Source organism: Clostridium taeniosporum (assembly GCF_001735765.2).
In the GTDB taxonomy this organism is placed as follows: Bacteria; Bacillota; Clostridia; order Clostridiales; family Clostridiaceae; genus Clostridium; species Clostridium taeniosporum.
Window position 1 is genome coordinate 2,867,279 of record NZ_CP017253.2, and the last position, 22,081, is coordinate 2,889,359.

Sequence of the window (22,081 nt, forward strand, 5' to 3'; positions counted from 1 at the left end):
ACATATTTAATCTATCCTTCAAAAACTTTAACTTTTTTCCCTTTAAAGACAATGGCAAGTTTTAATATATTATCTATATTTCTTTCCTTAAGTTCAGCTTCATACTTATTTTCTTCAATTTGATTTAACGCTTCTTTAATTTCCTACACTATATTCTCTTAAAAATATATTTTAACTAGTTAATTTGTTCTTTTCTAATATCATTTATTTGCTGCTGTGTTAATCCAGTTAACTCAATTATGACTTCATTACTCATACCTAACTTTATTGCTTTTACTGCTGTTTCTTTTGCTTTCTTTTCTATTCCTTTTTCTATTCCTTTTTCTATTCCTCTTTTTTCTACTTCTGGATCATATAATGTTTTTGTCATTGTATTCACCTCTTCTTCTAATCTCTCATCCTTAAAATAATTTCTATTTAAATATTCAATTAAATTCTGTATTGCAAGCAACATCTTATGAAAGTCCTCGCCTACTATTTCATTTTTTTCGAATAGCTCTTTTGACTCATTTGCTATCTTCAATGCAATGTCCTTTGCCTTAATTGATAATTCTTTTATATTTTCAATATCATTTTTTCTTCTAAAATACTCTAATTCTTTTCTAAGATTAAATAATTGTAATGGTAATAATGGATACATCTTATTTTCTATAAGTTCCTTATCAGTATATTCCCAATATTTCATTACAGGAACTGAATAAATAAAACTTTGTTCATCAGGTAAAACTATTCTTAATTTTATATCATCCTTTATATTATTATTACGCTCAATAAATATTACTTTTTGTTTAGGAAAATATATAGTTTTAAAGTCATCCCTATTTCCCGCTTGTTCTTTACCTTTTTTAAATCCATATTCAAACATTCTTATTACCATTGTACTATCATTTTTAGTCTGAAACTCTAAATGATAACTAACTTTATCTCTAGTTTCATTATTTAGTATGTCAAAGAATACATCTCCCCTTAAAGTATCAAATGTATCCATTATAAATTCATTATTACTTACTGATAATTCAACTTCATCATCACTAAAATTTTCTTCAAAAATTCCATTTAATAAATTAACCAATACTTTTTTAGATGTAGAAAATAAAAACTTTAGTATCTCATCAAGCTTTACTTTTTCATTACTTACTGTCAAATTATCACCTACCTTCCTCTAATTTAATTATAACCTATCTTTCATTTTCTTAAAACAAATAATAGCCTTAAAATTGTATCTATAAATTTTCACACCACAAAAGCAATTACCTAAACTTTAAATGTAGTAATTAATTTTCCTTCTGGCACCTCATCACTCAATCCACAAATATCCTCTATATCATCACCATCCCATATTGAAATAATATCACTCTCTTCCTCTTTCCTTTTTTGCTTCTTTGATTTATTTCTCTTTTTCTTATTGTCAGCTTTACTAAATACAAATTCTTTATCTAAATTAGCTTTATCTTTTACACTGACTTCATTATTTAATAAATTCTTATCCAAAACTGATTTATCAGAAATATTTTCACTCTGAATTTTGGAATTATCTTTTACATTAATAATAGCTAAATCAGCATTAGATTTTTTATCATTATTAAGCTCTATAACTTTAATATTATTATTTTTATTTTCTATATCTTCACTAATATTTAAAACCATGTTATTGTTATTTTGTTTTTCTTTTTCAAAATCAAATATACTCTTTCCAATATCTTTATTAACTATATATTCCACATCAGTTACTTTATCTTTTAGATCATTATTATCTATTTTCTCTATAAGATTTTTATTAACCTTAGCAGAATTAATATCACTTAATTTTTCTTCATTACATTCTACTTTTTCTGCAATATCAACTTCTTTCTTAGACTTAATATTTTGATGTTTAACAAAATTCTTCACTCTATAAACATTATCTTCAATTAATTCAACCATTTCTAAATCGATAAATACCTTTAAAGCTAATTTAACCTTTTCAGCACTTCTATTAAATTCTAAAGCTAGCGTTCCTACTGTATAAGGAATACTTTTTGAAAGATACAAATCTCCTTCTAAATTAACTTTACCTGCTAAAGTTAAAAGTCTAGTCCAAATATAATGAATAACATCCCTGTCCTCCATTGTATCTATTATCTTAAACTTAGTATCGTTATACATATCTACTCTTAACTTTACTATTTTTCTTTCCATATTAAAAACATCTCCTTTTAATTTTTTATCATATACATTAAGTTTTATTTTTAAATCCATACACATTTTCTTATCATTGCTAAGTTATGTATCTTAAGCTTCTAAACAATATATATGCATTAGAAAGAAATATTACATGAAAATATAAAATTTTTTATAAAAAAACAGATAAGACCTTTAAATCTTATCTGCTCTATGCATCCTATAACTTGTTACAAAATTCCCCTAAGGAATTTTTTCCTCCACTCTCAACTCTCCACTATCCCTTCTTAACTCAAAAAAGCCAGAGCTCTCACCCTGACTCTTAATTAATATTTCAATAATATAAATTTATCAATTTTAATTAATGACTAATTTCTTTTCTTATATCATTTATTTCTTGTTCCATCAATCCAGTTAATTCAATTATAACTTCATTAGTCATTCCCATTTTTATTGCCTTTATTGCTGTTTTTTTTGCTTGTTTTTCTATTCCCTTTTTCTCTATATTATCTAAAGTTTTTTCTAAATTATGAACCATAAAATCTACCTCCTCTTGATTACTCTTTTCAAGAACATTTTCAATTTCATCTTTTAAATCATCTCTAACTCTTGGTTTAACTATATTTTTAAGCCATTGCTTAAATACACTAAATTGCTCTGGTGATATCTTTTTCAAAAAATATATCATCTTTTTAAGTCTTCTTACTAATTCATCTTCTGTCATGTCCTGATCTAATAAAAATACTGCTGATATCATATTTGATATATTAAGCAATTCATTATCAGAATACCTATTAATATCAAATAACATATAATTAAAATCTAAGATATTATCCTCAAATAATTCATAACCACTTAATATTTCCTTAAAACTAACCTTTGCAGTCCATTTATTCTTTCCATTATATAAAACTATTGGAACAATTGATGGTAATTTAAAACTTTTTCTTCTTCTATCATTTTTATCTGTATTCTTAAGTATGTCTCTCCAAATTTCTGTCATATAGAATAACAATCTCATAGGCATTTGAAAATCTACTTTTGATTGAAATTCTAGTAATACATAAAATATTACTTCCTCATCATTTATATTTGCTTTATATAAAATATCAGATTCCTCTTCCTCAAAATCCGAAAGAACATAAGACTTATCTACCAAAATTAAATCTTCTTCTTTTATTAAATTAGCCCATTCTTTCTTAGTGAAGCTTCTTAAAAATTCTAAAAATGTTTCCTTATGTGAAAATATATGCTTATATCCTACATCGTGTTCATGATGCACATTACTATTTTTCAAAACATCACTCCTACTGTTTATTATCTTAATTATAACCTATCTTTTATTTTCTTAAAATAAAAAATAGATAAGATTTTTTATTTCTCTTATCTAGTTGATTTTTTATTATTGCTAAGTTATGTATCTTAAGCTTCTAAATAATATATATGCATTAGAAAGAAATATTACATAAAAATATAAATTTTTTATAAAAAAACAGATGAAATTTTAAATATTATTTCATCTGTTATATATGATCTTTCCATAATCATCTATATGTTTTTTTAATTTTTCATTGCTTATATTTTCATAATGCAATAAATCAAAAAAATATGGTATAGGACATACTTCATTTAAATAATCATAAAGTTCTCTTAATATATTATCATTTATTTCGCTTCCTACTATTGTCAAATCAATATCTGATCCTTTTTTATAATTTCCTATTGCTCTACTACCGAAAATCAGTGCTTTTTCTATTTGTAGGAACTTACTTAAACCCTTTAATATATATTCCAAATCCTTATCTAATAATCCATACATAAATTATACTTCCTTATGCTTTATTAAAATTTTCAAATCTTTGCTTCCATGTTATATCTTTAAATTCATTCATTAGTAAACTCCTCTAACAAACTCATAGTATTTGATTTATAAAATATATTAATTACTCTTATAATATTTTTCATTCTTAAGTTCATTTCTCTTATGCTTATATTATATCCCATGAAATACTTTTGATAAACAAAAAGCAAATAAGATTTTTATGTCTTATCTGCTTATATATGGTGACAGTCACCAACTTGCCTTATGTTCACTTTTCTGGACACCAAAAATTATTTCAGTTGTCCTAACTTCATTGCAATATATCTTATTCCAAAGTTAGGCAATAAGCTAAAAATCACTTTTATATTTTTATCTTCTAAAGCTCTTTTAAAGACATATTTAGCTAATGAAAATCCACTTTCATTTTGTTTATAGTTACAAAAATATTATTTATTACCCTTGTTAAACTTTATCTGGTTTTATTTGTTAATTTATTCATATTATTATAATTTAACTATTGTTTTGTTTTCTAAAAATTATATAACTAAATAAAAATATAATTATATCTCCAACAATTGTTATTATCCTATGTATTAACGAAGAGATAATTGCTACTGAAGTTCCTACTACACTTGACAATAATACTATTATAACAGTATCTCTAATTCCAATACCACCTGGTGCACCTGGAGTTATATATCCAATAAAAAAAGATAGTACATAAAATCCTATTATGGATGATGCATCATATAAATTAATCTTTATATTTAATACATTATTAATTACTATTACCAACAAACATCCTAATATAAAAAAATACAAAGCATATAAAATGAATAATTTTATACTTAGCTTGGCAAAATCTAAGGTTATAAATTTCTTAATTTGTTTAATATATTTGTCTGTTTTTACATAAATATACTTTTTATAAACAGTTATGACAATTAACAGAATAAATATTATTATTATTATGCTAATAATAAAAGAAAAATTTATATACTGATATATAATACTAATTATATATTTAATTTTGTGTATAGAAAATATTAATGATAAAATTATAGTAGTAAATGCAAAAAATATAATCTCAATAATTGTACTTATAGTTATATTAGTTTGTTTAAATCCTAGTTTACCTGCCATAACATTTCTGCCAATCAAATTCATAACATTTCCAGGCAAATATTTTGCTATATTTGCTTTTATATATACTGATGACAAAGTACTTTTTGATACATCTTTATATTCAATAAAATTTAATATATTAGCCCAAGCATTTGTAACTAGAAGAATTGATATGGCAGAAATAACTGTTAACATGCAAAATATACCCATTTTATCTTTTAGTATATTCCAATCAAATTCTATCAAAAATATTGTTCGTAAAATAAACAGAAAACAAATTAAACTAATAAGAAGTCCTAAAATATTAAATATTTTTTTTCTCATTTTTTCTCTTCTTTCTTAAAATTACTTTTTTTACTATATGAATAATTCTTGCCATTATAGTCATATATTTATGAGCTAATGATTCAAAAGATCTAGTGTTTATATCTTTAAAAAATATTTCTCTATATTCAGATACATATGAAGATTTAAGTAATGAAGGATTTCTTTTTACAGCTATATCTATATTACATTCAACATTATAAAAATCTTTTTTCAATTCATCAAATAAATTAATCCCCTTGTTAGTATTAATTAACATTAATGAAGTACCTTTTTTATCATATATTTCAGGATACATTGTTTTTACGCCCCAAAAATCAGCTATTGTATAATCAGAATAATATTTAGGTATACTTTTAAAATTACAGTCATGACAAGATGGTCTTAGATACAAGTCAGTTAAAAAACCATTCATATAAAAATCCTTGTATGCGGGAATATTTTTTATTATTATTCCACTTTTAAACTTTATAATTGTGCCCATCTGACCTAAATCTCTCCAACCTTTTTCCTTATTTCTAAACTTAAATTCAATAATTTTGTCATTATATTTTTCTTCTAAATATAATTTATACTTTTCAAATACTAATGGTGATGGTACACCATGACAAATAAAATCACATTTATATAATTTATCATAGTCTTTTCTTAAAAATGAATCTAAACCTGCACATTGACAAGGAGTTCCTACAAACAAAACTATTCTTCCATTTTTTAAATTTTCTTCTACTCTTAAATATGTATCTTTAATATCACTTTGAACATATTTTGAACCCCTAAGTTTATCTAGCTCTTCTATTTTTTCCACACTCATATGATTAACTTCTAAATTTTCATTAAAACCTGCTCCAAATACTATCCCTTTGTTTTTTAGTACAAATTCAGCTAATAATGTAAAAGCTCCACCTGATGAACTTTTTTTCCTTACTTCTTCATTTTTATGCCATCCCCCAATAGTTTTAGGTTTTGAGTCAGAATAAGTTGAATTCTTATTTTTTTGTTGTATTATTGGACAAACTTTCTCACACTTATTACATCCAATGCATTTGTCTTTCATGATTTGTGGATATTTAAACCCTTCTTCATCAACGGTCATACTAATACATTGAGTTGGGCATATTTGAACACAAGCATTACAACCACAACAATCATATTTTGTTTCTTTACTTATATTAATCATCGAACTCTCCTATTAATCATTAAATAAATTTTTCTTTAAAAATGAGATAGATTTTTGTCTTTCTTTATTCATTATTTTTCTTATTTCATTTTTATCATATGATTCTTTTTCTATAACATCTTTATTTATATCTTTTATAAGTTCTAAATTAAATATATTCATCAAATTTCCAATTCTAGAATTAAATCTTGTACTTGGTACAATAAAAAAGTTTTTCTCTAAAATCAATGAAAAGGCTAGTCCATGAAAAGAATTAGTGCATACATAAGACGCATTATTAAATAATCCCACAAACTCTTTAGGTCCAATATCTATACAAACTTCATCCACGAAATCCTGTTTAAATCCATACCTACTTATATCAATAACCTTTATGTTTAAAATTTCCTTGATTTTTCTTGCATATTCATAAACACTATCATTTTTTTGCATCATATATACAAGAATGTATGGTTCTTTATTTTTAGGTTCTTCTGCTATCTTAATCCATTGTTCCTTAGTTAGTAAAAATGTTGGATCTATTAAACATTCAGCATCTATTCCACTGATTTTCTTAACTAAATCTACACCCTCTTTTTCACGCACAGAAATTGCTTTAAATTGTTGAAGATATTTTTCTATATTGGAATAGTATTTTGAGTTTATTTCTGTTACTCCAAAACTAGCTGCATAAGATATTTTCTTTTCCTTATCTTTTACGAAATTTAAATAATACGGTGAACATACTCCTAATGTTATGATAGGATTCCATATTTGGTCACTACCACATATAAATTTATCACATTGAGGAGTACATTGATTTAATTTTTTTTCCGAAGTATATAATGATGAAGTTAAAAAGTTGTCATTATTAAATTTTTGAAATTTTTTGATTCTTCCTATTCTTTCTTTAAATGTTGTTAAACCAGATAAAACTTCTTTAACATTAGTGGTAATCGGAAATACTCTTATAAAATCTGTAAATCTAATAAACCAGTGTCTATAATCTATTATAATTGTTTTCTCTTTATTTAACTCTGTAACAACTTCTGATAAAGCGTATGTTTGTAATGCTCCTCCAAAATTATTTACAAAGTGAAATGTAACTATACCAACTTTCATTATTAATACCTTTCCTTATTTAATATATTTCTTCTATTTTATTTATTTGAACTTCATTTTTTTTATCATTATTCATTTTCTCTGTTTCTTTAATTATATAAATTGGTCTTGCTTTTGTTTCTAAATATGTTTTTGACATATATTGTCCAACAATACCTGTACAAAATAATTGAATTCCACTTACAAAAAGAACAATACATGCAAGTGATGGCCATCCTTCTACAGGATTATTAAAAATAATTGTTTTTATAATTATATATATAATAAATATAAAAGAAAGTACACAAAAAATTAATCCTAAAATAGATGCAATAGCTAAAGGCTTAGTTGAAAATCCAATAATTCCTTCTAATGAATACGTGAACAATTTCCAAAAAGACCACTTTGTCTCTCCTGCTACTCTTTCAATATTTTTAAAAGGCAACCACTTAGTTTTGAAACCTACCCAACCATAAATACCTTTTGAAAATCTATTATATTCTTTCATAGATAGTATTGCATCAGCCATCTGGCGTGACATTAATCTAAAATCACGTGCTCCATCTACAATATCTGCATTTGATATTTTATTAATTATTTTATAAAACTGTTTAGCAAAGAAACTTCTTATAGGTGGTTCACCTTCACGTGTTACTCTTCTCGTTGCAACACTGTCATACTCACCATCTTTAACATAACTATACATTTGCGGAAGTAAACTTGGTGGATCTTGCATATCCGCATCCATAATAGCTACAAAATCTCCATTTGAAGCTTCAAGTCCTGCATACATTGCAGCTTCTTTTCCAAAATTTCTTGAAAAAGATATATATCTTACTCTTTTATCTTCCACTTCGAAATTTTTAATTATATCCAATGTATTATCTTTAGAGCCATCATTAACAAATATAAATTCAAATTTCTGATCACTCATAATATCACATACTTGACAAATTGATTTATAAAGAAAAGGCAATGCCTCTTCTTCATTATAACAAGGAATAATCAACGATAATTTATGCATTTTAACACCTCCCGTTCATTCATATAGTACAATCTATTTTTTAATATTATAATACTAATATATACACCAATATAAAGTATCACCAACAAATACAAATTGCTCACTTGAATTAAAATAATTCCAATTCTTATTTTTAAAATATGTCTCAAAGATTTGATTATTCATTTTTACTTTATTATAATTTTCTCCTGAATAATAGTTAATCATATTTATATCAGCCCATGGAATAACATATCCTCTTGCATTTGTGTCATAACTGGCATAATCTATCCCTTTATAAACATATGTTGGTTTAACATCTAATTTAGTAGCTATATTATTTATTTGAATATTATTTGCATTTTCATATTTTTTAATTTCATTATTAATCAGTAAAGCATACTGCTTATCAATTTTATTTGTTGCAAAGTGATCTGTAATTATATTTTGTGTTGTTCTTATATTAGGAATTAAAAGAAGAATAACTATTATTAGTACTACAGATTGATATTTAAAAACTTTTTTTCCATCGTAAATACAAATAGCAATTATTGGTAATATACTTAAAAAATATGGCAATGCAACAATCATTCTAGGAGATAACCAAATATCAGTGCTAAAAAAATAGTTTGGATTAAAGATTACAATAAAACTAACTAATAATATAAAAATAATAAATGTAATACTAATTTTTTCTTTACTACTGCTTCTTTTTACAAATGCAAAGAATATAACCAATAACATAGCAACAAAAAAACATAACATCCAAGGTGCTTTCATTAAATTAATACCTTGTATCCATATTTGCTTTTGTAACTTTATAATATGAATAACATTTGAGTATATTGATGTAAGTGAAAAACCAGATGCTCTAAAGTTTATATCAGGTCGTAATAATTTTATAACATGATTTGTAATAAGAGAAGCTAACGCTGCAGAAAAGCCAACTAAAATACCTAAAACAATTTCTTTTATGGACTTCTTATTTATTTTAAACTCATTATTCATAGCAATTAACATACATACAACTATTATAAAAATATTTATATTTATCTGATACATATACATTGAACATAATGCACAAATACTTGATATACAAAAATTCCAACAATTTTTTTTCCTATCTGCAAATAATTTTGCTGCTAATACTGCTAATAACATTCCTATTGTATAAAACAAAACAACTTCTGGAAAAAGAAACCATTCAAGTATGATAAAATTAACTGTTGACAACATACAAGCAAAAAAAATAGTAAAAAATGATATATTAGTATTACTTCTTAATTTATTATAAAATGTAATAAATAATAATGTTGCTGTAACAGCAAGACAAAGAATAGATAAAGAAGTAGTAATCGGCTGTATCTCTATTATATTTATATTTAATTTATTATAAAGCAAACTAAAAAAATAAGGTATTATACGTCCATTCCAAATAAAAGCTCCACGAGCATTTGTATAAAATAAGTTATATGAATCAGTAGCATAATGTTCTCTACACAATGATCCATATATACAAAAATTTAAAATTAGATAACTTAAAAAAATATACAAATAATTTATTTTATATGTCTGGTTCCCCTCTACTAATACATTTTTTTCTTTTATAAATTCTTTAAATTTTCTCATTTATCTCACTTCCTATCCCTATATAATAATCAAATTTATATGAAATACTTTTGTTTTTAAGTATCCTACTTACTATTTATGTTTTAAACAATTTTTAATAGTTTTATATCCTTTTTTACATAATTTGAATATTATAGGTTTATCTTTTAATTTAATTTTCATCTTGTCCTTCAATGTTTTTCTATCAAAAATTGCATACACCATAAATTTTATAGTCTTACTTCTTCCCCATAGTATTTTTTCTATCATACTACTATAATCCATAATACTATCTCCAACTAAAGTAGGGTTTTCTAACATATTAACTTCATTTTTAATGAATTCATATATATTAATTCTATCTCTAGCACCATAAACTAAATCTTCAAAATATGACGCCTTGAAAATTTTTCTATCAAAATCTTTTGCATTAACAAGCATACCTTCGAAAACAAGTGATACTTCTTGACTTTTAAAAGAAATATATTCTATATACTCTCCAAAAGTTTCAATATAGTCTTTTGTAAAATCAAGTGCCCCTTTTTGAATTAAATCTACTATAAAGAAATCCTGAAAGTCTTTTTCTTCTGATTCAAAAATTGGGACTATCTCTCCTTCATTTCTATTAAATCCGATGCACGAAGGTCCTGGATCTGAAAGAAGATGTTCTCTAATTAATCCAGTCATATTTGGAGTAAAATCATAGAAACTTTTTATTTTGAAATTATGTTTTCTCTTAACACTATCTGATTTTTTACTATCACTATGTATAAAATATACATTTATTCCTTCTCCAGCTAGTTTAGAAACTGCACCTTGTATTCTTCCACTATATCCCAAATCAAAAGTAACATCTTTTTTGCTATTCAATTTTGAATAATAATCTTTTGCTATGTCATAAGCTACTTCATGCTTATTTTCATCATATAAGTTTTCTAAATAATATCTAATAAAATGATTATACTCATTTTCATTTTCAAAAGCCTTATTATATAAAATTCCGTTCTCTTTCAATTTTATCTCTATATCTTCACCTTTAATGTCTTCTGAACAAAACTTAAGTAAAGATAAAATTGTTTTTGGAGTATGATTTCTAAACTCAATAGGTAAGTCATAAAAATCTAACTTGTCCATAAGCATTCCTGGTAAAAGTGATTTTCTAGATGTATAAATATATTTAGCTTCTGGTGCATTTTTATATACTTGATGATACTTTTCATATATTTTCATAGGCAAATATCCATCTCTAGACATAAAATGAATATTGTCATATTCTTGTTCCTTTGATTGTTCTATTATCCATTTTACAACGCCTGCCATATGCATACCAACTGCATAATATCCCATAAAGTATGGATCAATATTAAAATCACTAAACTCATTGAAACTTATATATGGATTATCAAAATATTTATTTGCAACAAGAGCTAACATTGAACGAAATCCTAAAGAATTCATAAGTTCTTTTGTATTTTGTACACTTCCACATGTTAATTTAGCCATATATGCACAATTATTCGTACATATATCAGGAATTTTATTCTCAAATATTTCTACTGCTTTAGGAATAAACATTGCTTGAATTCCTACCGCTTGAGCATTTATAATATCACTTTGCCACGTATCTCCTAAATGAAGAATTTTATTCCCTTTAATATTCAAATCTTCTAACACTGATTTAAATAATGCGCCATTATGTTTTGTTAATCTTAATGTAGAAGATAAATACAGTTTTTCATAACCATAATATTTATTTTTATCTAATATTTCACAAATAGTTTCTTCATCGAGATACATATCTGAAACAATGATTACTTTCTTTCCTGAAATCAAAGCTACATCAAAAAGTTCCTTTACTGCCTTACGTTGACGGCAAAGTTGTACTTCTAAATGCTTTTCTTCCTCTTTCATCAAATCTGTAATAGTTTTAGGAATGTTATATTCCTTATTCATATACTCATAAATTTCATTAATATTAACATCTTGAAAAGAAGGATTTAATCTACCTTCTTTTTGCCTTGCTATAGCTTCTGTTGCAATCCTTATTTTAGAAAAACTAATATTAGTTTTATATAGTTCTTCAAATTTTTTATCTAGCATATAAAATAAATCTGTAGGATTATATAGTGGACGAGTAATCAACGTATCAAATATATCAAAACTAATATATTCATAGTCTCCGTTTATTATTTGCTCTTTTATATATTCTAATCCACCATTCCACTTTGTATTTATCGACTCAAAAAAATGATCATCTTCAGTTGTATGTTCTTTATATCCTGGCAAAAATTCATCCATAATTTTAGTAGCCTGTGTTTTTTTAGAACCAAAGAAAACTCTCTCTCCTAATTCTCTCCACATCCTAGAATAATATTTTTTAGTTTCTAAGAATTTATCTTTTATCCATTGCTCTGCATTAACATCTTCAAAAAAACTATTTATGAAATCAAATACACCTTTTATATCTTTTATGTTTTTTTCAAATTTTTCTATAGTTATATTATCTACATTTGTTGATGCATCTCCATTTTGGCAATAAAAATAACCTTCATTTTGTGTTGTAGTAACTTTTTGTGCAAAGTAAAATAGCAACGTTGAAAATGCAATGTCTTCCGTCATAATTAAATGTTCTGTAATTTTATTATAATATGTGAAACATTTATCCCATAATTCTTTTTTATATATTTTATTCCATATAGTATGCCAAGAATAACATAATCCTTTTTGATTGAAATATCTTTCTCTTACTTCTTTCCCATTTAATTCATTAAACAAAAAACAACAATCATGAAGATTATTAATATATCGTTCTTCTTTGCTTTTTTCAAAAATTGTTTTTCCTATTATAATATCTGAATTATATTCCACACCATTCTTTACTAAACTATGATAAAAATCCATAGTTACATAATCATCACTATCAATAAATGCAATATAATCACCAGTAGCAATTTCAGCACCTTTTAATCGTGCACAAAATAAACCTTTATTTTTTTCATATGTAACATATTTTATTCTTTTATCCTGTTTTATATAATTATGCACTATTTCTTCTACATTTCCCGGTGAACAATCATTTACAACAATGATTTCAATGTTTTTATAGCTCTGTTTTACTACACTATCTAAACAACGTTCTAAATATTTCTCAGTATTATAAACAGGTATTATAATAGAAATCAAAGTATCTTTCACTACAATCTACACTCCTACTCATCTTATCTTTTTATAAATTTTCCGAAAAAGCTTTTTTTAACTTTTTCTTCTATTTCATAAATATAATTTTCTTTTTCTGTAACTTTTTTTTCTAGTCCTTCTATATATATATCTTTTTCTTTTACCTTTAACTTATAACCATTTAAACTTTTCTCTTTTTCATCAATTTGTTGTTCTAATTCTTTAATATATTTATCCTTATCCTCTACATTTAACTGATAATCATTTAAACCTTTATCTCTTTCTTTAACTTGTTGTTCTAATTCTTTAATATATTTATCTTTACCCTCTACATTTAACTGATAATCATTTAAACCTTTATCTCTTTCTTCGATTTGTTTTTCTAGTTCTTTTATATATTTATCTTTTTCCCCCACATCTTCTTTGTAACTATTTAAATGATTATCTTTAATCTTTAATTGTTCATATAAACTATTGATATGAAATTTATTATCCTCTAGAATAAAATAATTTTTTCTCAATTCATCTTTATATTCCACAGATAAACTGTTATTAATTTGTTGATATTTTTTAATATCAATAGATTTTATAAATAAATTATATTTTTTTTCTGATAAAAATAATACTCCTAATCCATAACTAAAATCGAATTGAAATGTAAATGTGAATTTTTGTTTTAATTCTTCCCAAAAGCAATGAGATCCCATAATTTTTCCATACATCTTGTCTGCACTTATATCATGAAACATAATTATTCCATCATTCTTAACTTTAGAAAACCATGTTTCAAAATCATATTTAACATCTTCATAATGATGAGAACCATCAATATGAAGTAAATCTATAGAATTATCCTTAAAATGTACAATTGCTTCGTCAAAAGTTTTTCTTAACATATTAACATTTTGCTCTTTAAAACATTTCTTTACAACATCAGAAAATGCTAAAAATACATTTTGTTTGTAATCATCTTTTGTAAAATCATCTCCTGACCATGTATCTATACCATAAAATTCCAAATTTAAATTTTGGTCTTTTATAGCTTGCATAAAAGCAAATGCTGAACATCCATAATAACTTCCTAGCTCAACAATAGTTTTAGGTTTAAAAAAACTCACAAAATCATATGCAAAATTTCTATGTCCTGACCAAGGTGAATATCTTAATAGTTCATAATTTATCTTATCACATTCAAACTTTGGATTATGATATATCCAATCTTCCATTTTATATTACCATCCTTACTTTTTATCTACTTTAATAATTCTACTTTATATTCTTCAATAGGATTATTAAATATTCCAAATATTGTTTTGCCAATTGTACTTGAAATTAAATGTATTACATTATTAATCCAACATTCTTCGGTTTGATTTAAAACTTCTAATCCATTTCCAATTCCTAAAGTAATAAAATAATCTCCTTCTCTAACTTCTGGCCATGTAACTTTAAATGATATGATATTTCTTCCTTCTTGCAATTTAAATTGTTCTACTTGTGATGTTAATGATGTTTCACCAAAAATCTCATTTCCATATTTATCTCTTACTTGATATCCAACAATTAAATTATCAATACTTTTATTAGTTTTAACTATAATAGATATATCTATTTCATCATATTTCTTGCAACCCTCTGCAAAAGGTTCATTATTAATAGAATAAAAATATTTTTCAATTATCACATTATTTTTCCCGCTATATTGATTTTTATTTGGAATTTTATAATTTTTAAAATTAAATAATTTATTGTCTTTATCACAAATTAATAGTGAGTTATCTTTAACATTTCCTTGTTTGATTCTAAAATAATTAGCAATTGCCTCATTAGGTTCACCATCAAACTCTAAAACACCTTTATTCATAACAATTATTCTTTTGCAAAATTTTGTCATTGCATTTAAATCATGAGATACAATTAAAACTGTAGATTTTCCAGCTAATTCTTTAATCTTCTTATAACATTTTTGTTGAAAAAATACATCTCCAACACTTAATGCCTCATCTACAATTAATATATCTGGTTCTACATTAATAGCTATTGCAAAAGCTAACCTTACAAACATTCCTGAAGAATATAATTTTACTGGTTGATTAATAAAATCTCCAACATCTGCAAATCTTAATATATCCTGTAGTTTTTCTTCTGTTTCCTTTTTAGAAAATCCCATTATCATTGCATTAAGATATATGTTTTCAAGTCCAGTATATTCAGGATTAAATCCTGCTCCTAATTCTAATAATGCTGATACAGTTCCTAAAATTTTTACATTTCCTTCACTTTGAGTTAATACACCTGCTAAAATTTTCAAAAGTGTCGATTTTCCCGAACCATTTAAACCAATTATACCAACACATTCACCTTTTTCTATATTAAAACTCACATCATTTAATGCGTAAAAATCTTTATGATATTTTTTTCCTAATATTGAAAAAGCCTCTTTAAATCTATCTTTCTTATTTTCATATAAAGAATATATTTTTTTTACATTTCTTACTTCAACTACGTTCAAATTTTACACTCCTTATAATTCATCTGCTAGATGCGGTCTTAATTTTTTAAAAATAAAAGCTCCTATTATAAATAAAATAATAGTTATTACCCAAAAATAAATTGATGTGTTTATTCTATGCCAAAAAGGTATCTCATAAATAAAACTATCTCGATATCCTCTAACAATGTAATACATAGGATTTATTTTTAATATTTTTGATATCCAAGGTTCAATTTTATCTGAATTCCAAAAAATAGGTGTTATCCAAAATCCAATTTGTAATATCATAGATATTAATTGTGACATATCTTTAAAAAATACTGAAAGTGCAGATATAGCCCATGCTAATCCTATTGTAAATACGATTAATGCAAAAGTATAATAAAATGATTGAAAAAAATATATATTAATTTTATAACCATAAATTAAATATATAAAAAATATGAACATAATAAAAAATATATGTACAAAAAAAGCTGATATTATTTTTACAATTGGCAAAATACTAACTTTAAATTTTACTTTTTTTACTAAATAGTTATATTCATATAAACAGTTAGATGTAGACATAAGAATATCATTAAAAAATATCCATGGAACATATGCTGGTATAAACCATAATATGAATGGAAAATTATCAATCGGTGCTGATTTAAAACCCATTTCAAATACAAACCAAAAAACCAAAATTGTAATTAATGGCTGCACAAAAGCCCATATTATACCTAGTAAAGATCCTGCATATTTTGCTTTGAAGTCATTTATTGATAATCTTATTAAAAGTTCTCTATCTGAAATTAAAGACTTTAAATATTTAAAAAACATAAGTTCCCTCCCAAAAGCTAATAAAATTTTAATTATATTATTTTAACTTATATATTAAATAATGAATATATTCAGACAATATACAACCTAAATTAAATATTTTTTTAAATCTTATATTAGATAATTGAATAGTTCCATTAATCCAATATGATTCATGAAACTTTTCATTTTTTTTCTTTAAAAATAATTTTTTATATATTTTGTAAAATATATAATATTGATATAATTCTGCTTTATTAAGAATATCTGCTAAATTAAAAGTATATCCTTCTGTGAAATCATCACAAAAAGGAATACTTCCATATACACTTGCTTCTTCTTTACTTGGAAACATCATAAAACTTACAAGTAACGTTTTAATTATTTTATTTAAACAATCTATTTTGATTTCATTGCACTTATTTAAAGCTACAAATTTTTTGGTATATTTTTCTATAGTAATTAATTGAAGATTTACATTCCATTTTTCTTTATAATCTTTAAAAATTGGTTTTATAACTCCTTCATTACTACTATTATACCCAATAGTCATTCCATGATTTGCACTACACATACATTCAAATATATTGTTATTAAAAAGAATTCTTCTTGAGCTATTATTTTTTTTAGAAAAATAGAAACAATTATATTCTCCATCTTCCTTTTTTCCATCTTCAAACATTGCAAAATAATATCCTTTTATGGTTTTATTATATCCACTATATAAAAGAATTTGTCTTATATGCCTTTGCATTGTTCCTAACCAACCTACATCTACAATTGCATAATTTTTATTTTCTATTAATTTTTCTTGTTTAAAATATTTATATATTTCTTCATATTTAACTTTTGCGTACTTATATACTTCAGTAGTAAATAACAAATTTTTATTCAATTTTTCTTTTAATATTTTTAATTCTTCCTCATTTAACGATTTATCTTTTTGTTTTATACCTAACTGATTAATTATTTCATTTTGTATTGTTTCAGAAACTCCTGCACGCTGTAAAACTATTTTTATTGAAATTTTTTCTCCTTTTTCACAAATTTTTTCCATTGCTTCCTTCTTATCTATTAAATAAAGTGGAGCTCTTAAAGCTAATCTACTACAATATAAATATCTACACTCTATATCTATACCATAACTTTGGCACAATATATTAGCGATTTTATACATTATATAACCATCTCTTGAAAGAAAATATAATCTTTCCATTTTTTTATTCTGAGCATCTTTTAATATATATAATACGTAACTAACTAAAACAGGTGCCGTTACCATTATAGTAGTTTTATATATCACACTATCTTCATAACAAATACTTTCTGGTATATTTTCAAGCATAGTATTAGCACAATCATAAAAATTTGAATAGTTATCATATTTTTTTAAAACTTTTTTATAATAATTTATTTTCTTAGAATACTTTTCTTCCATATTCTTATTATTCTCCTTAACTTCTTTAAAAGAAACAATACAAAGGAAATTAAAGAAATTCCAAATATATTGATTAAATTATTAATTGTTTTATATTTTTTATTTTCTGTCATATTTAATACATATTGTGTTTCAATAAATAGTTTTTTAGCTCTTTTTCTACTCTTTTTATTTACTTCATAGATGGTAGCTAAATTTAAAATATATTCTATAATTAACTTTTCCTTCATTCTGTTAGAAAAAAATATATTACTGTTTTTTTCTAACAAATCTATACTTTCTTTTGTTATTATTAAATAATCATATATACGTTTTAAACTTATATTACTCATAATAGAAGTTTCTCTCCCTAACATATAACAATAATATGGATTATGATAAAAAGCTATATTATCACAGTTTATAAGTGTTTTTATTGAAAAATCAATATCTTCACATAAAAAACCATCTTTAAACTTAAAATTGTTATTATTTAAAAACTCTGTTCTATAAATAAAACGCCATGTATTCCAAAAACATCCATATTTTCTCAAAAATTCCATTATATAATCTTTGTCACAAATTAATTCTTCACTTTCATGTATTTGATTAATTCTATCTATTATTTCATTATTTGGTGAAACCCTAAAAAAATCACTTACAATAATATCAATTTTATAATCTTCTTTATTTTTTAATTTATTTACTAAATGATAGAAATTTTTGGTTATTATATAATCATCGCTATCTATAAAAGTAATAAACTCTCCTTTTGCATTATTAAAGCCAGTATTTCTTGCATTAGAAAGTCCACCATTCTTTTGATTTATAACCTTTATCTCTTTATATCTTTCTTTATATTGTATACATATATTATAACTTCCATCTGTGCTTCCATCATTAACTAAAATTATTTCATAATCTTTTAAATTACATTCCAGTATACTATTTAAACATCTTTTTAAATAATTTTCTACATTATATACTGGTATAACAATACTAAGAAACACAAATTCACCTCATTTTTGTAACTACTATCAATTATTTTAACATAAAGTATTAAATAAATAAATGAATTTACATTTATTTATCCTTTCTACATATTACCTATACTAGATTTCATGTACATTGCAAATTTATGTATACAATGATATTATCAAATTATATGTAAGCATGAAATAAATAATATAGATTAATCTTATATTAAATCATTGTAAATATAAACAAGCTTTTTGACATATAACCTCATATAATTTTATGTAAAGGAAGATGTTAATGATAAAAGAAAATCAAAATTTATTGAATAAAATTAATGCTTTTTCAGATATTTTAATTTTATTTATATCAATGATCTTAGCATATTTAATTCGTTTTCATATATTTTCACCTAATACTGATTATATTAGGTTACTTAAATATATACAGTTTACAATTATTATTGCTCCAATAAATTTAATTATATATAACTTTCTAAATTTATATCATTCATTTAGAACAACAGCTTTCAAAAAAGAATTTATTCAAATAATTAAGGGAAATACCATTTTAACAGCTTTATTATTATCATCATTATTTATTTTTAAATTAGTTAATATCTCTAGATGGGTTATTGTAATCTTTTATTTTGTAAATATTACTTTAATTTTATCTAAAAGATTAATATTAAGAAAAACATTATCAAAAATGCGTTCTAATGGAATGAATTTAAAACATGTAATAATTATAGGTGCTGGCGAAACTGCTAATGAGTATTTAAAAGTAATTAAAGAAAATAAGAGCTTTGGTTATAGTTATGCTGGATATATTGCTAATTCTTCTAACTTTGAAGGAAGAAAACTTGGAAACTTCAATGATTTATATAAAATTTTAAGTACATATAATGCTGATGAAGTTATCTGTGCTCTTGATATTGAAGATGCAAAATATCTAGAAAACATAGTTTCTGCTTGTGAAAAAAGTGGCACAAAGATTTCTATAATACCATTTTGCTATAAATATATTCCTAGCAAACCTTATATTGATCAATTAGGAAATATACCTATTATTAATGTAAGAAGAATACCTCTTGATAACTTTGGCAATGCATTTATGAAAAGATCTTTAGATATAATTGGATCTTTTATACTAATTATGTTGACAAGCTCTGTAATGTTAATTGCAGCTTTAATAATAAAGTGTACATCTAAAGGACCAATTATATTTAAACAAAATCGTGTTGGATTAAATAAAAAAATATTTACAATGTACAAATTTAGATCTATGAAAGTTAATAATGAAGAAAATACAGGTTGGAGTACAAATAATGATCCTAGGAAAACTAAATTTGGAGCTTTTATACGTAAATTTTCTATTGATGAATTACCTCAATTTTTTAATGTATTAAAAGGTGACATGAGTTTAGTAGGTCCAAGGCCTGAACTTCCTCATTTTGTTGATGAATTTAAAAATGAAATTCCTCTTTATATGGTAAAACATCAAGTAAAACCCGGAATAACTGGACTAGCTCAAATAAATGGTTTTAGAGGAGATACTTCTATTAAGAAGAGAATAGAATATGATATACACTATATCGAAAATTGGGACATGCTTATGGATATAGTGATATTATTCAGAACAGCTTTTAAAGGCTTTAAAAATAATGAAAAACTCATTATAAAGAATAAATCCATAATTAGTGATGTAGAAAATCTAAAATGCAATAAATAAAAATATTGGAGTGAAATTATGAAAAAAATACTTTTTGTAGCTTCTACTTTATCTCATATAGAAAATTTTCATATTCCTTATTTAAAAGAATTCAAAGAAAAAGGATATTCAGTTCATGTTATAGGGAGGGTAAACAATAAATCGCATATTCCTTATGTTGATAAAATAATACCAATTGAATTTGAAAAAAGCATATTTTCAATAAAAAATTTCTATAATTCAATTAAAATAAGGAAAATTCTAAAAAACGAAAATTATAATATAGTAAATTTACATACTACTTTAGCTGCATTTTTTACTAGGCTCTCTGTAATGATGCTATGTAAAAAACCAGAACTAATTATAAATACTGTACATGGATACTTATTCGATGATAATATACAATTTATAAAAAAAGCAACCATGCTTTCAGCTGAAAAGTTTGTAAAATCTGTTACTGATACCATAATAGTAATGAATTCAATAGACTATAATATTGCAAAAAAATACAATTTATTTAAAAAGAATATTTATTTAATAAAAGGCATGGGTGTTAATATTAAAAATTTTCCATCAATAAGTATAGAAAAAAAGTTATTGATTAGAAAAGAAAATAATTTTTCTTATAAAGATTTTATTTTAATATATGTGGCTGAATTTTCAAAACGTAAAAATCAAATATTTTTACTAAATTCATTAAAAAAATTAATAGATGATGGTGTCAAAGATATTAAATTATTATTACTTGGTGATGGACAAATGCTTGATGAAATGAAAAATTATTCAAAAAAGTTAGATATTAATGATAATGTGATTTTTACAGGATATACAAAAAAAACTTGTATGTATTATCAACTTTCAGATGTATGCGTTTCTCCAAGCAGAATAGAAGGTCTTCCTTTTAATATTGTTGAAGCAATGTCTGTTGGATTACCAATAATAGCATCAGATATTAAAGGTCATAATGATTTAGTTAAGCCCAATGAAAATGGTTATTTATTTAAATATAATAATATAAATGAATTTTGCAACTATATAAAAAAATTATATTCAGATAAAAATTTGCAATATATCATGAAAATTAAAAGTTCAAAATATGCAAAAAAATATTCTATAGATAATGTTTTATATAATACAGTTGATATCATTTGTAATGAATATAAATCTCATATTTAATAAAAGCATGTACTGCAAAACCAAAC

At 23.8% G+C, this 22,081-nt stretch carries 17 protein-coding genes and 1 pseudogene; 2 read left to right on the forward strand and 16 right to left on the reverse strand.

All coding sequences use genetic code 11. The features are described from left to right. Window positions 1-11 precede the first annotated feature (11 nt). From BGI42_RS16645 to BGI42_RS13060, 16 genes and pseudogenes are all read right to left on the reverse strand, one after another. Window positions 12-140, reverse strand: a pseudogene (locus BGI42_RS16645) (PD-(D/E)XK nuclease domain-containing protein); the annotation flags it as partial. 35 nt (window positions 141-175) lie between these two features. Beyond that, window positions 176-1,144 carry an RpnC/YadD family protein gene (locus tag BGI42_RS12985; protein ID WP_069680705.1) on the reverse strand — a complete coding sequence of 323 codons (969 nt, stop codon included), beginning with the start codon at window positions 1,142-1,144 and terminating at the stop codon, window positions 176-178. Window positions 1,145-1,254: 110 nt separating this feature from the next. Next, window positions 1,255-2,178: a phage replisome organizer N-terminal domain-containing protein gene (locus BGI42_RS12990; RefSeq protein WP_069681090.1), complete on the reverse strand. Its 924-nt coding sequence runs from the start codon at window positions 2,176-2,178 to the stop codon at window positions 1,255-1,257. Between the two features lie 343 nt (window positions 2,179-2,521). Beyond that, window positions 2,522-3,457 (reverse strand): Rpn family recombination-promoting nuclease/putative transposase, encoded by a 936-nt coding sequence (locus tag BGI42_RS12995; protein WP_069680706.1) that lies wholly within the window; start codon window positions 3,455-3,457, stop codon window positions 2,522-2,524. A 219-nt stretch (window positions 3,458-3,676) separates the two neighbouring features. Continuing rightward, window positions 3,677-3,979 (reverse strand): nucleotidyltransferase domain-containing protein, encoded by a 303-nt coding sequence (locus tag BGI42_RS13000; RefSeq protein WP_069680707.1) that lies wholly within the window; start codon window positions 3,977-3,979, stop codon window positions 3,677-3,679. Window positions 3,980-4,492: 513 nt separating this feature from the next. After that, window positions 4,493-5,353 carry a hypothetical protein gene (locus BGI42_RS13010; protein WP_242984729.1) on the reverse strand — a complete coding sequence of 287 codons (861 nt, stop codon included), beginning with the start codon at window positions 5,351-5,353 and terminating at the stop codon, window positions 4,493-4,495. Window positions 5,354-5,411: 58 nt separating this feature from the next. Beyond that, window positions 5,412-6,611, reverse strand: coding sequence for a Coenzyme F420 hydrogenase/dehydrogenase, beta subunit C-terminal domain (locus BGI42_RS13015; protein ID WP_069680709.1), 1,200 nt, complete (start codon window positions 6,609-6,611; stop codon window positions 5,412-5,414). Between the two features lie 12 nt (window positions 6,612-6,623). Beyond that, window positions 6,624-7,712 carry a polysaccharide pyruvyl transferase family protein gene (locus BGI42_RS13020; protein ID WP_069680710.1) on the reverse strand — a complete coding sequence of 363 codons (1,089 nt, stop codon included), beginning with the start codon at window positions 7,710-7,712 and terminating at the stop codon, window positions 6,624-6,626. A 19-nt stretch (window positions 7,713-7,731) separates the two neighbouring features. Further along, a complete protein-coding gene (locus BGI42_RS13025; protein ID WP_069680711.1) occupies window positions 7,732-8,715 on the reverse strand; it encodes a glycosyltransferase family 2 protein in 984 nt (327 codons plus the stop codon). A gap of 54 nt (window positions 8,716-8,769) precedes the next feature. Next, entirely contained in the window at window positions 8,770-10,323 is a 1,554-nt protein-coding gene (locus BGI42_RS13030; protein ID WP_069680712.1) for a glucosyltransferase domain-containing protein, read from the reverse strand. A 72-nt stretch (window positions 10,324-10,395) separates the two neighbouring features. After that, the gene (locus BGI42_RS13035) at window positions 10,396-13,497 is read right to left on the reverse strand and encodes an HAD-IA family hydrolase (protein WP_069680713.1); all 3,102 of its coding nucleotides are present in this window, start codon (window positions 13,495-13,497) and stop codon (window positions 10,396-10,398) included. A 23-nt stretch (window positions 13,498-13,520) separates the two neighbouring features. Then, window positions 13,521-14,705: a class I SAM-dependent methyltransferase gene (locus BGI42_RS13040; protein ID WP_069680714.1), complete on the reverse strand. Its 1,185-nt coding sequence runs from the start codon at window positions 14,703-14,705 to the stop codon at window positions 13,521-13,523. A 26-nt stretch (window positions 14,706-14,731) separates the two neighbouring features. Continuing rightward, the gene (locus tag BGI42_RS13045; RefSeq protein WP_069680715.1) at window positions 14,732-15,991 is read right to left on the reverse strand and encodes an ABC transporter ATP-binding protein; all 1,260 of its coding nucleotides are present in this window, start codon (window positions 15,989-15,991) and stop codon (window positions 14,732-14,734) included. A gap of 12 nt (window positions 15,992-16,003) precedes the next feature. Next, a complete protein-coding gene (locus BGI42_RS13050; RefSeq protein WP_069680716.1) occupies window positions 16,004-16,798 on the reverse strand; it encodes an ABC transporter permease in 795 nt (264 codons plus the stop codon). Between the two features lie 37 nt (window positions 16,799-16,835). Beyond that, complete coding sequence (locus BGI42_RS13055; protein WP_069680717.1) at window positions 16,836-18,215, reverse strand: hypothetical protein; 1,380 nt, start codon at window positions 18,213-18,215, stop codon at window positions 16,836-16,838. Further along, window positions 18,188-19,204 (reverse strand): glycosyltransferase, encoded by a 1,017-nt coding sequence (locus BGI42_RS13060; RefSeq protein ID WP_069680718.1) that lies wholly within the window; start codon window positions 19,202-19,204, stop codon window positions 18,188-18,190. The genes BGI42_RS13055 and BGI42_RS13060 overlap by 28 nt, the downstream gene beginning before the upstream one ends. Before the next feature lie 265 nt (window positions 19,205-19,469). On the opposite strand from BGI42_RS13060, the gene BGI42_RS13065 reads away from it, so the two are divergent. Together BGI42_RS13065 and BGI42_RS13070 are read left to right on the forward strand one after the other, a co-directional pair. Then, window positions 19,470-20,900: an undecaprenyl-phosphate glucose phosphotransferase gene (locus BGI42_RS13065; protein ID WP_069680719.1), complete on the forward strand. Its 1,431-nt coding sequence runs from the start codon at window positions 19,470-19,472 to the stop codon at window positions 20,898-20,900. Window positions 20,901-20,918: 18 nt separating this feature from the next. After that, a complete protein-coding gene (locus BGI42_RS13070; RefSeq protein ID WP_069680720.1) occupies window positions 20,919-22,055 on the forward strand; it encodes a glycosyltransferase in 1,137 nt (378 codons plus the stop codon). Window positions 22,056-22,081 lie beyond the last annotated feature (26 nt).

Excerpts from the sequence above, each read along its gene's own strand:
- BGI42_RS12990 (WP_069681090.1), bottom strand. The coding sequence starts at position 2,178 with ATGGAAAGAAAAATAGTAAAGTTAAGAGTAGATATGTATAACGATACT.
- BGI42_RS13000 (WP_069680707.1), bottom strand. The coding sequence starts at position 3,979 with ATGTATGGATTATTAGATAAGGATTTGGAATATATATTAAAGGGTTTA.
- BGI42_RS13015 (WP_069680709.1), bottom strand. The coding sequence starts at position 6,611 with ATGATTAATATAAGTAAAGAAACAAAATATGATTGTTGTGGTTGTAAT.
- BGI42_RS13020 (WP_069680710.1), bottom strand. The coding sequence starts at position 7,712 with ATGAAAGTTGGTATAGTTACATTTCACTTTGTAAATAATTTTGGAGGA.
- BGI42_RS13025 (WP_069680711.1), bottom strand. The coding sequence starts at position 8,715 with ATGCATAAATTATCGTTGATTATTCCTTGTTATAATGAAGAAGAGGCA.
- BGI42_RS13030 (WP_069680712.1), bottom strand. The coding sequence starts at position 10,323 with ATGAGAAAATTTAAAGAATTTATAAAAGAAAAAAATGTATTAGTAGAG.
- BGI42_RS13040 (WP_069680714.1), bottom strand. The coding sequence starts at position 14,705 with ATGGAAGATTGGATATATCATAATCCAAAGTTTGAATGTGATAAGATA.
- BGI42_RS13050 (WP_069680716.1), bottom strand. The coding sequence starts at position 16,798 with ATGTTTTTTAAATATTTAAAGTCTTTAATTTCAGATAGAGAACTTTTA.
- BGI42_RS13055 (WP_069680717.1), bottom strand. The coding sequence starts at position 18,215 with ATGGAAGAAAAGTATTCTAAGAAAATAAATTATTATAAAAAAGTTTTA.
- BGI42_RS13065 (WP_069680719.1), top strand. The coding sequence starts at position 19,470 with ATGATAAAAGAAAATCAAAATTTATTGAATAAAATTAATGCTTTTTCA.
- BGI42_RS13070 (WP_069680720.1), top strand. The coding sequence starts at position 20,919 with ATGAAAAAAATACTTTTTGTAGCTTCTACTTTATCTCATATAGAAAAT.